Annotated in this window: 5 protein-coding genes; 4 read left to right on the plus strand and 1 reads right to left on the minus strand. The window is 55.9% G+C overall.

Annotation, left to right across the window (positions count from 1 at the left end):
- Positions 1 to 67 precede the first annotated feature (67 nt).
- Entirely contained in the window at positions 68 to 1,918 is a 1,851-nt protein-coding gene (locus B2R17_RS07555) for a phospho-sugar mutase (RefSeq protein WP_286763485.1), read from the plus strand.
- A gap of 34 nt (positions 1,919 to 1,952) precedes the next feature.
- Here the strand turns inward: B2R17_RS07555 and B2R17_RS07560 are convergent, their stop codons facing one another.
- A complete protein-coding gene (locus B2R17_RS07560; protein ID WP_414707255.1) occupies positions 1,953 to 4,553 on the minus strand; it encodes a DUF4159 domain-containing protein in 2,601 nt (866 codons plus the stop codon).
- Between B2R17_RS07560 and B2R17_RS07565 the strand changes: the two genes are divergently transcribed.
- From B2R17_RS07565 to B2R17_RS07575, 3 genes are all read left to right on the plus strand, one after another.
- Complete coding sequence (locus B2R17_RS07565; RefSeq protein WP_414707256.1) at positions 4,465 to 5,568, plus strand: AAA family ATPase; 1,104 nt, start codon at positions 4,465 to 4,467, stop codon at positions 5,566 to 5,568. The genes B2R17_RS07560 and B2R17_RS07565 overlap by 89 nt on opposite strands.
- 256 nt (positions 5,569 to 5,824) lie before the next feature.
- Positions 5,825 to 8,911 carry a PSD1 and planctomycete cytochrome C domain-containing protein gene (locus B2R17_RS07570; protein WP_414707258.1) on the plus strand — a complete coding sequence of 1,029 codons (3,087 nt, stop codon included), beginning with the start codon at positions 5,825 to 5,827 and terminating at the stop codon, positions 8,909 to 8,911.
- Between the two features lie 44 nt (positions 8,912 to 8,955).
- Positions 8,956 to 10,323, plus strand: coding sequence for a DUF1501 domain-containing protein (locus B2R17_RS07575; RefSeq protein WP_286763493.1), 1,368 nt, complete (start codon positions 8,956 to 8,958; stop codon positions 10,321 to 10,323).
- Positions 10,324 to 10,393: the final 70 nt, after the last annotated feature.

The raw sequence follows: 10,393 nt of genomic DNA on the forward strand, positions 1-10,393 counted from the left end.
GTCGGGGCGTAGAATCTGGGCCCACTGATTCGACCTGTCTCCCCGTTATCCCCGGTGCGATCTCATCATGACTTCTGGTTCCAACCCCGTTTCGTCTCCTTCCATGACCGTCGACGAAGCCTTGGCCGCGATCGATCAAGCTTGCCAAGAAAAGAAGCTGACCGCTGGAGCCGTTGAAAACATTCGATCTTGGTTGACCGAAGATCGATATCGCGAATATCGCGGCCAAACGATTCAGCACATCGCCGATGGCATGTGGCAAAAACTGGATGACGTTTTTTGGACAATCATTCCATTCGGTACCGGCGGCCGTCGCGGACGGATGTACGAGATCGGATCCAACGCGATCAATGATCGAACGATCGGTGAGAGCGCCCAAGGGTTGGCGGATTACGTGGTTCAGTATCACGGCGGTGCCAAGCAATTGTCGTGTGCGATTGCCTACGACACGCGTCACAAATCTCGTCACTTCACCGAGTTGTGTGCAGGCATCATGGTCGCGGCCGGGTTCAAGGTTTATTTGCTGGACGATTACCGGGCGACGCCACAGTTGTCGTTCGCCGTGCGTCACTTGAACTGCGATTGCGGCATCATGGTGACGGCCAGTCACAACCCACCGAGCGACAATGCGGTGAAGGTTTATTGGTCCACGGGCGGTCAAGTTTTGCCTCCGCACGACAAAGCGATCATCGATGGAGTGATGAGCTGCCAAGAAATTCGCGTCACTCCATTCGCGGAAGCGATGGCCGACGGGCGCATCGAAGTGGTTACCGAGCAAATTGATACGGCTTTCATTGACGCCGCGTCGCAGTGTGCATTCGAAGGTTCGCGTGATGTCAAAGTTCTTTACTCGCCACTGCACGGTGTCGGCGAAGAAGCCGTTGTTCCGTTGATGAAGCGAGACGGTTTCACACAACTTGACGTCTACGAAGGGCACCGCGAAAAAAGTGGGGACTTCCCGAATGTTCCCGGGCACGTTTCCAACCCCGAGAACGCGGCTGTTTTCGAAGCTCCCATCGAAACGGCGCGTGCGGGCGGATATGACCTGGTTTTGGCAACCGATCCCGACTGCGATCGGTTGGGCGTGGCCGCTCCATTGACGACCGATCCCAGTGGCGAATGGGGAACATTCACCGGCAACCAGATCGCTGCTTTGCTGGCGGACTATGTGCTGGAGCAAACAGTGAAGTCAGGCAAACTGACTGAGCGTTCCTACGTCATCAAGACCTTGGTCACCACCGAATTGGTTCGACGGATCGCCGAGTCGCACGGTGCACGCTGCGTTGGCGATTTGTTGGTCGGATACAAATACATTGCTGAGGCGATGGATCGCGAAGGTCCCGAAGACTTTGTCTACGGATGCGAGGAATCGCACGGTTACCTTGTCGGCACTTACGCTCGGGACAAAGACGGCGCGGTCGCTTGCATGTTGATGGGCGAGTTGGCGGCGAAGTTGAAGGCCGAAGGCAAGTCCATGCATGAGTACATGGCTGGCTTGTATAGCAAACACGGTTTGCATCGTGAGAATTTGATCAACGTGTTCATGGAAGGCAGCGAAGGGATGGCTGCGATGCAAGGCTTGATGAAAGCTTTCCGCGCCGAGCCACCAAAATCGCTGGGCGGAATCGCGGTCGCTCAAGTGCGAGACTACGGTAGTGCGACGATTTTGAACGTCGCCGATGGTTCCACTTCGCCGCTGGAAGGACCAAGTGGCAACTTGGTCATCATGGATTTGGAGATGGACGGCAACTATGTCGCGGTTCGTCCAAGCGGCACCGAGCCCAAAGTGAAGTTCTACGTGTTCACTCGTTTGGAAGCCGCCGAGTCGCAAGACGCGAGTGCAGCGGACATCAAGCTGTCCGATCGCTTGCGTGCGATCGAAGAAGACGTCCGTGACTTCGCTCGCCTGCACTCCTGAGATGCTTTGAACTCTTGAGACTCGTTGAGTCGTCTCAGCGGTTGAGCGAATAGAGAATCAAGCCGGCCAGAATTCGGGCGGCGTCGGTGGTGTTGTAGCCGGGGCACTGCACCGAGTTTTGTGACTCCAATGCACAACTGAGATCGAGCGGCGAGTAGTACACCGCCGCTTGGTCGTCGACCTGCAGTAGATCGACGATTGGTGTGGATCTTACGCGACTGATCTTGAGCGTTTGGTTTTTCTGACGTTCGCCAGATTGGTTTGTTCGCCGGATGGTGACGTCACTTAAATCGTAGCCGCCGTATCGAGTTGTCCAGGCGGGATGTTCTTTTTCCATCGGCTCGAATGACTCGCCGGAGAACAGGTCGGCAAGTTGCGACCGGATGGATGTCCCGAATGCTTCGCTGCCGCAGATGGGGCTGGCGATGATGATGCCACCTCGGGATGCAAATGCTCGCAACGCATCTTTCTCAGGTGGTTTGAGATTCACTGCGGTTTGTCCGTGCAGATACAGCACCCCCACGCGGGCCAGTGATTCCTCGGTCAGCTCAATCGGATCGTTCACCGCGATGACTTCGATCGCCAGCTTTTCGCGAATCAGCGTGGCGGCATTTGGGAGAGCCCGCAGGACTTGTTTTTCGCCCGCACCAAGTGCACCGACGGCGATTGGGATGGCTCCGCGTGTGGGTGGAGGTGCGGTTGATCCATCGACGATTGATGTTGCATCGAGCTTGTTCTTGAGTTCTCGTCCGGTCGCATAAGCGATGATGTTTTCGCCGATCGAAATGCCCGCTTCGATTTGAGGTCGCAGGGCGGCTGGCATGTCGCCGTTGCGAAGAAGTGGTCCGCTGTGTTGCCATCGACACGACAAACTTCGCGGCGAATAGAACACCGGTGTTCGGCAGCAGGCACCGATGCCGTAGACCCAGTAGTCCGTGCCGATGGCTGTTGGATCAACGGGACGCTCGGCGAACCAAACCGGATGGGACGGTGGTAAGCGTTCGAGTTGGTTGCCGGGAAACCATCGTTGACTGAGGTCGATCACGCTTGCTTGGAAGCCAGACGCTTCGCCGCATCCGTCTCCACCGATCGCATCGAACAAAATCGATCCACCTTGATCGATGTATTGCTTCAGTGTGTCGACCAGTTCGTTGCTGAATTGAATTCTTTGCGAACCACGAATCACGATCACCGGAACTCGCAAGAGATCAGCGACCGAGGCACCTTCGGCTTGGATCGTTTGCCAAGTCAGTTCCTGCGACCAGTCGCGTTCAACGTGTCGCACCAGTTGTTTGAGCGAAGTTGAAAACGGAATCGAAGCGGTGTTGTTTGCATCGAGTGTTCGAAGCGATGGATGGTCGAGTTGCCCCACGACCACTTGCCGTTTGCCTTTGGAAAGGAACAGCAACGCAAACGAAGTGGCGACTTCCCGTTTGCTTTCCGCGGGCCCCGAACCGATCCAGAATCCGCGAAAAGCGTCTTGGAGGCCGACTAAGTGTTCGGCGCCTTCGCGGTACCAATCGTGTCCACCGATCAAGCGACGACCCGACAATCGTCCGACCCGTTCGATGGCGTACAGGTAATAGAAGTCGCTCGATAAAGTGCTGCCGGGGTTGGTATCGACCGTGAAGATTTTGCTCAGAAACTGAAATCCATTTTCAATTGCGGGATCACCGGTTTGTTCGTTGCAGCACTGAAGCGTTTTTTGGTCGCTGTCGAGCGTGCTCAAAGCGTCTTGCGCGATCAGCAACGAACCGATTCCTGCACAGGTCATGCTGCCGGTTGGATCGTTGGATCGGTACGGCCAGCCTCCTCGCTGCAATTGCAAGTTCCGCCAATAGGCTTGGGCTCGTTGGAACACGGCGGGGTCGACTTCCACGCCTCGGTTGACGGCTTCTCCCAGAGCCAGCAAAGCGAATTGACTGTTCGATGGATCGCCGTCGCCTCTGCGGTCGCCGTAGTCCCATGCTCCCGGGTTTCGCGAATTGGCCGCTTTTTGATTTTCGGTCAACCAAGCGACGTTGCGACGAATTCGCGGCAGGTCGCCGAGAGCACCGACATGGCAGAAGACCAGCGTTTGCAGACTGACGGCGTAGGTTTGCGTGGGCTCGTAGCGGCGAAGGTAGCTCAGCGCGCGGACCATGTCAGGATCGTTGCGGGACACTCCCGCGTTGAGCCACGCGAGGGTGCAAAGTGCCGACAAGCCGCAGGATTGGCCGGTAAACTCATCCCATCCTCCCCGGTCGGTTTGCGACTTGCGAAGGTATTCGACTCCTCGATCAATCGCTCGCTGTACCGTGGGAGCATCAATGCGACCGCGATTGTTTTGGGCGGCGCAGTGTGGAGCGGTGGTCGTGAGCGTGGTGACGATGCAAAGCACAACGATGATTGCACACCGATATCGCTTGGTTGCCGCAAGGCGTAAACTGCGAAGACTCCCGCATGCGAGCGTTTGGCCGGATTGGTTTGGATCCATGACGCCATCGATTTGAGCCGTGCGGTGACAACCCGTGTGACTCGATACATTGTGATTTGGACTGTGATTCATGGCTGATCCTTCGGTTCCGACCCCTCCACCAATGAACCCCGCCGCAGGAAATGCAGCGTCAAATGCGAGTTCGGGTGATGCGTCCAAGCCCCGCAATTTGGCAGACGTGTTGCGAGAGTTCTCGGAACATCAAAAGAAGATGCGGGATGAGTTGGCAAAGGTCATTGTGGGCCAAACAGACACGATCGAACAGTTGCTAGCGGCCATCTTTACTCGAGGCCACTGTTTACTCGAGGGTGTACCGGGGCTGGCCAAGACTTTGATGGTCAGCACGCTCGCGAATATTTTGGATGTGTCGTTTAAACGGGTGCAGTTCACGCCCGACTTGATGCCGTCGGACATCACCGGGACTCAGGTGATGGAAGAAGATGAGTCGGGACGGCGAAGTTTCCGGTTTGTTGAGGGGCCGATCTTTGCCAACATTCTACTGGCCGACGAGATCAACCGGACGCCACCGAAAACCCAGGCGGCTCTGTTGGAGGCGATGCAGGAACGTCAGGTCTCGGTGGGACGGGAGACGCACGCTCTTCCTGAGCCGTTTTTTACAATCGCGACGCAGAACCCGGTCGAGCAGGAAGGCACGTACCCGTTGCCGGAAGCCCAACTCGACCGATTCATGTTCAACATCAAAATCGATTATCCCTCGGCTGAGGAAGAAGAAAAGATTCTGATGGCGACGACGCGAGGTGAGTCGGCGACTGTGAACAAAATTCTCTCCGCACGAGCGATTTTGAATTGTCAGAAATTGGTCAGCAGCATTGCGGCCGGACCGCTTGTGATCCGATACGCGGCCCAGCTCGTCCGGGCGACGCGACCTTCGGATGAGTCTGCACCGAAGTATGTTCAAGAACTCGTCGATTGGGGGGCGGGACCTCGCGCCGGGCAAAACTTAATCGCCGGTGGCAAGGCCATCGCGGCGATGAATGGCCGGTTCAGCGTGGAGCCTGGCGACATTCAGAAAATTGCTTTGCCCGTGTTGCGGCACCGGATCGCGACCAACTTCCAAGCCCAAGCCGAGGGGATGAACACGGATTCTGTGATTCAGCGGCTATTAAGTGACATCCCAATTCCGGAACCAGCTAAAATGGAACGCTCCAAATGACGAGGGTTTTTGGGTGCCAGGATTCGTTGCGGCGTGAGCGTTGACGCGGCAATCGAGTTGTGCACCCAATCCGAGTCACTCCCGCCTGATGCCCACCCGACAAATTTCTGCCATGTCGTATCGCTCGCAATACCAATCGAAATGCCGCCGTGCGCGATCGTTCCAAGCAAGCGCCCGTGAGAAAAGTGTCAGTTATCTTCGGGGTGCGATGAGAGATGTGCCCGGTTTGCCGAAAAGGTACCTGACACCTTTCTTGATGTTGTTAGCGGTGACCTGTTGGGCGGACGATGAATCGGATCAGCGGGAGTTTTTTGAGAATCGCATTCGACCGTTGTTGAGCGAACATTGCTACGAGTGCCACGGATCAGATGTCGATGAGCGGCAAGGCAGCTTGAGAGTCGACCACGGATCGTTTTTGCTGAGCGGTGGCGATTCGGGACCCGCCCTCATCGCGGGCGAGGTTGACGACAGTTTGTTGATCGAGGCGGTTCGTTTTGAATCTTACGAAATGCCGCCATCGGGCAAGCTTTCCGATGAAGATATCGGGGCGTTGGAAAAGTGGGTCGCTGACGGGGCCTACTGGCCCGAGGAACCGTTGCCCGAAGGAGCCGAAGGCGAAGTCGATTCGTTTGACTTGGACGACCGTCGCGAAAACCACTGGGCGTGGCAGCCGGTCCGTGACAGCACACCTCCGGCGGTCAGCAATCCGGAGTGGACTCGTGATTCAATCGACCGATTCACATTGGCTGGTTTAGAAGACGCGGGGCTTTCGCCAGCAAACCCAGCCGACCGAAAGACGCTGGTACGCCGGTTGACGTTTGCATTGACAGGCTTGCCACCGACACCAGAAGAGGTCGCAAAATTTGAGCGTGATTCACGTCCGGATGCGATGCACCGTTTGCTGGATCGGCTGATTGCTTCGCCCGAGTTTGGCAACCGTTGGGGCCGGCATTGGCTGGATTTGGTTCGCTATGCCGAGTCGCGCGGGCACGAATTTGATGCCGACATTCCGAACGCGTCGCAGTACCGCGACTACGTCGTGCGAGGGCTCAATTCGGATGTGCCGTATGACCAATGGGTGGGAGAGCACATCGCTGGCGACCTGATGACTCAGCCACGAATGAGTTATCAGGGACCGGAGGGTGGAGCCCCGTTCAATGAGTCGATCTTGGGAACAGGTTTTTGGCATCTGGGCGAATGGGTTCACTCGCCAGTCGATATTCGAAAAGATGAATCCGATCGCATCGACAACATGATCGATGTGATGTCGAAAACGTTTCAAGGCGTCACGGTCGCGTGTGCTCGATGTCACGACCACAAGTTTGATGCCATCTCGACGGCTGACTATTACTCGCTGTCAGGCTTTCTGCAGAGCAGCGACTACGCCGAAGTTCGTTTTGACACGATCGAGCACAATGGCCGCGTAGCGAATGAACTTCAGAAACTGGATGAAACCTATCGCGAAAAGTTTGAGGCGACTTTTGCGGATCTGTATCGGGCTGCCGAGCTCGATGAGTTAAATGTTGACTGGCCCGAAGCGGTTGTGAATTCGTTTGATCAACTGAACGCGGAGGACTTCCGACAGAACGGTTTCATTTTTGGTGCCGGGCCTCTCATCGCGGGCGAGCCACAACTGATCCCGTCGAACAAGGCGGATGCTGCGGATGCAGACGTGATCGCTCAGCAATTGGTCACGCTGACCAAGAACGCGGTTGCAAAAAACGATGAAGCTTGGAACGGATTGGAGTCCATTCGATCCAAGACTACCAACGCGCGGGGCAAGTTGAAGGCTTACCCGCGTCCAGGCCGAACGCTGCGTTTGCCGACGTTTGAATTGACCGAGCCTGTCGTTTCGATTCGGCTTCGTGGAACGGGCAACGTTTTCGCATGTGTTGATTCACACCGTTTGGTGGATGGCCCGTTGCATGGCGAAACGATCGTCAAGTTCAAAGAAGTTGACGGCTGGGTCCAAATGAATCTTGGCCGATACATCGGTCATCGATTGCACTTGGAATTCACACCCGCTGAAAATCAAAGCATCGAAATTCTTTGTGTGGCTCAGTCTTCCAAGGAGGATTTGGGTGCAACCCGGAAGGGAATTCAAAGCCGACTCGATGCGGAAGCGGAACGAATTGCTTCGTTGGAAGAAAAGATTCGAGAGCGAGTTACCTCGGACGAATCCATTCGATCGGACGTTGCGAAGTGGCGATCCGAATGGTCGACCCAACGTCAGGAATTGGCGTCGCAGATTCGAAAGCGATCGCGATTAGCGATTGGCATGATCGACGGTAGCGGTGAGGACGCGGCAATCTTGATTCGCGGCAATTCATCCAGCGAAGGCGACATTGAACCTCGGCATTTTTTGACCGCCATCACGGGCGGTGAACGCATCGGCGACGCGACCGGAAGTGGTCGCTTGGAACTTGCTGATCAAATCAACGATCCAAACAATCCGCTTACGTCTCGGGTGATCACCAATCGTCTATGGCATCATCTTTTGGGACGAGGCATTGTGCCGACCACGGACGACTTTGGTGTGTTGGGGATGCGTCCGACGCACCCGGAATTGCTCGATCACCTCGCCACGGACTTTGATCGTCACGGTCGTCATCTGAAATGGATGATTCGGCGAATTGCTCTGACAAACACCTATCAGATGTCGATGCAAAGTGTCTCCGAAGAGATGGCCTCGCATGCCGAGTCGGTTGATCCCAAGAACGAGTTGCTGCACCACAGCAATCTGCATCGGCTGGAGGGAGAGGTCATTCGCGATAGTTTGTTGGCGATCTCTGGTCAGCTCGATCGATCGTTGGAGGGTGATTCGGTGCCAATTCACTTGACATCGTTCATGAACGGTCGAGGGCGTCCCGCGAAGAGTGGTCCGCTGGATGGGGCTCGACGTCGATCGATTTACTTGGCCGTCCGACGAAATTTTCTTTCGCCGATGATGAGCGTGTTTGATACGCCCAATCCTTTCAGCACGATGGGGCGTCGCAATGCGTCCAACGTTCCGGCTCAAGCATTGGTGATGCTCAACGATCCATTGGTGAAAAAACAATCGCAATTGTTTGCCGAGCGAGCGATGCGAGAAGTGCCGCCCAATCATTCCTCGGGCTCCGGCGAGTCTTCGCGTTCGGCTGAGACGATCGCCGTTGAGCAGCGAATCGACTGGATGTTCTGGACCGCGCTCGGACGTCCGGCGGAAGAGGCCGAGTTGAATTCCATTCGGGAATACATCCAGGCATCCAGTGAGGCTACGGCAGCGACCGTGGATGATGTCTCGTTGTGGGCCAACGTGGCTCATGCCATCGTCAACACCAAAGAATTTATATTTGTGCCATGACCGGTCTTTCAACTTTCGGGCATCCGTCCATCAGTCGGCGTCAGATGTTGGCTCAAACTTCCATGGGGTTTGGTGGCGTGGCGTTGGCTGCGCTCATGAACGAGGCATCCGCTGATCATGCGGGACATGGCGTTCATCATCCGGCGAAGGCGAAGAATGTCATCTTCCTTTACATGGATGGTGGACCGTCACAGATCGACACATTTGATCCCAAGCCTTTGTTGACCAAGATGGATGGTCGCGAACCGGGAGATTTGTTCCGCGTCGAGCCGACTCAGTTCAACAACAACGGCAAAGTTCTCGGCAGCCCGTGGAAGTTCAAACAACACGGTGAGAGCGGCATTCCGGTCAGCAGTTTGTTCCCGAACGTTGCTGAATGCGTGGACGAGCTCGCGGTGGTCCGCTCGATGGTTTCTGAGTTTTCCGAGCACACGTTTGCAAACTATTTTTTGCACACCGGCAGTGGACTGCAGGGGCGTCCAAGCATGGGCGCTTGGGTGAACTACGGCTTGGGTTCGGAGTGCAACAACCTTCCCGGATTTGTTGTCTTGAACGGAGGTTTGATTCCTCCTGGTGGGCTGGATTGTTTTGGCAACGGCTTTCTGCCGGCGACCTACCAAGGGTCTGTCTTTCAGCCCCACGGAACCGCGGTTGCGAACATCAAGTCACCTGAACCGGACATCGGACGCCAACGGGCACATCTCGATCTGATCGGCAAGTTGGATTCCGAAGCGATGCGTCATGGACTGCGGCACGACGCAGTTGAATCGGCAATTGCGAATTATGAACTGGCGTTTCAGATGCAAGCGGCAGTTCCGGAGTTGATGTCGATCAAAGACGAACCGGAGCACATTCGCAAACTGTATGGATTGGACGCGAAGTACAAGCCGACCCAAATCTATGCGGCTGAATGCTTGATCGCCCGCCGGCTGATCGAACGCGGCGTGCGCTTCATCGAGTTGACTTGCCCTCAAGTTGGCGGGGACCGTTGGGACCAGCACAACAATCTGAAGGCCGGGCATGAAAACAACGCCCGTGCGGTCGATCAACCGATCGCCGGATTGCTGAAGGATTTGCGTCAACGCGGGTTGCTCGATGAGACGTTGGTCGTTTGGGCGGGCGAATTCGGCCGAACACCATTTGCTCAAGGAGCCAATGGGCGTGACCACAATCCGTTTGGTTTCTCGATTTGGATGGCTGGCGGAGGGATTCGGCCGGGCATCACTTACGGTGCAACGGACGAATTTGGCTACAAAGCGGTCGAAAACCGCACCGAGATTCACGATTTGCACGCGACGATGCTGCACCTGATGGGTGTGGACCACACGCGGTCAACGTTCCGGTTCGGTGGGCGTGATATGCGGTTGACCGATGTGAAGGGACACGTGATGGACGCGGTCATTCAGGGCTAAGAATCGCCTGAATAATCAGTGCTGAATTGTGGTGGTGGATGGGATTTCGGTAGTGGACGAGGCAACGAGT

It is taken from the genome of Rhodopirellula sp. UBA1907 (genome assembly GCF_002337565.1).
In the GTDB taxonomy this organism is placed as follows: Bacteria; Planctomycetota; Planctomycetia; order Pirellulales; family Pirellulaceae; genus Rhodopirellula; species Rhodopirellula europaea.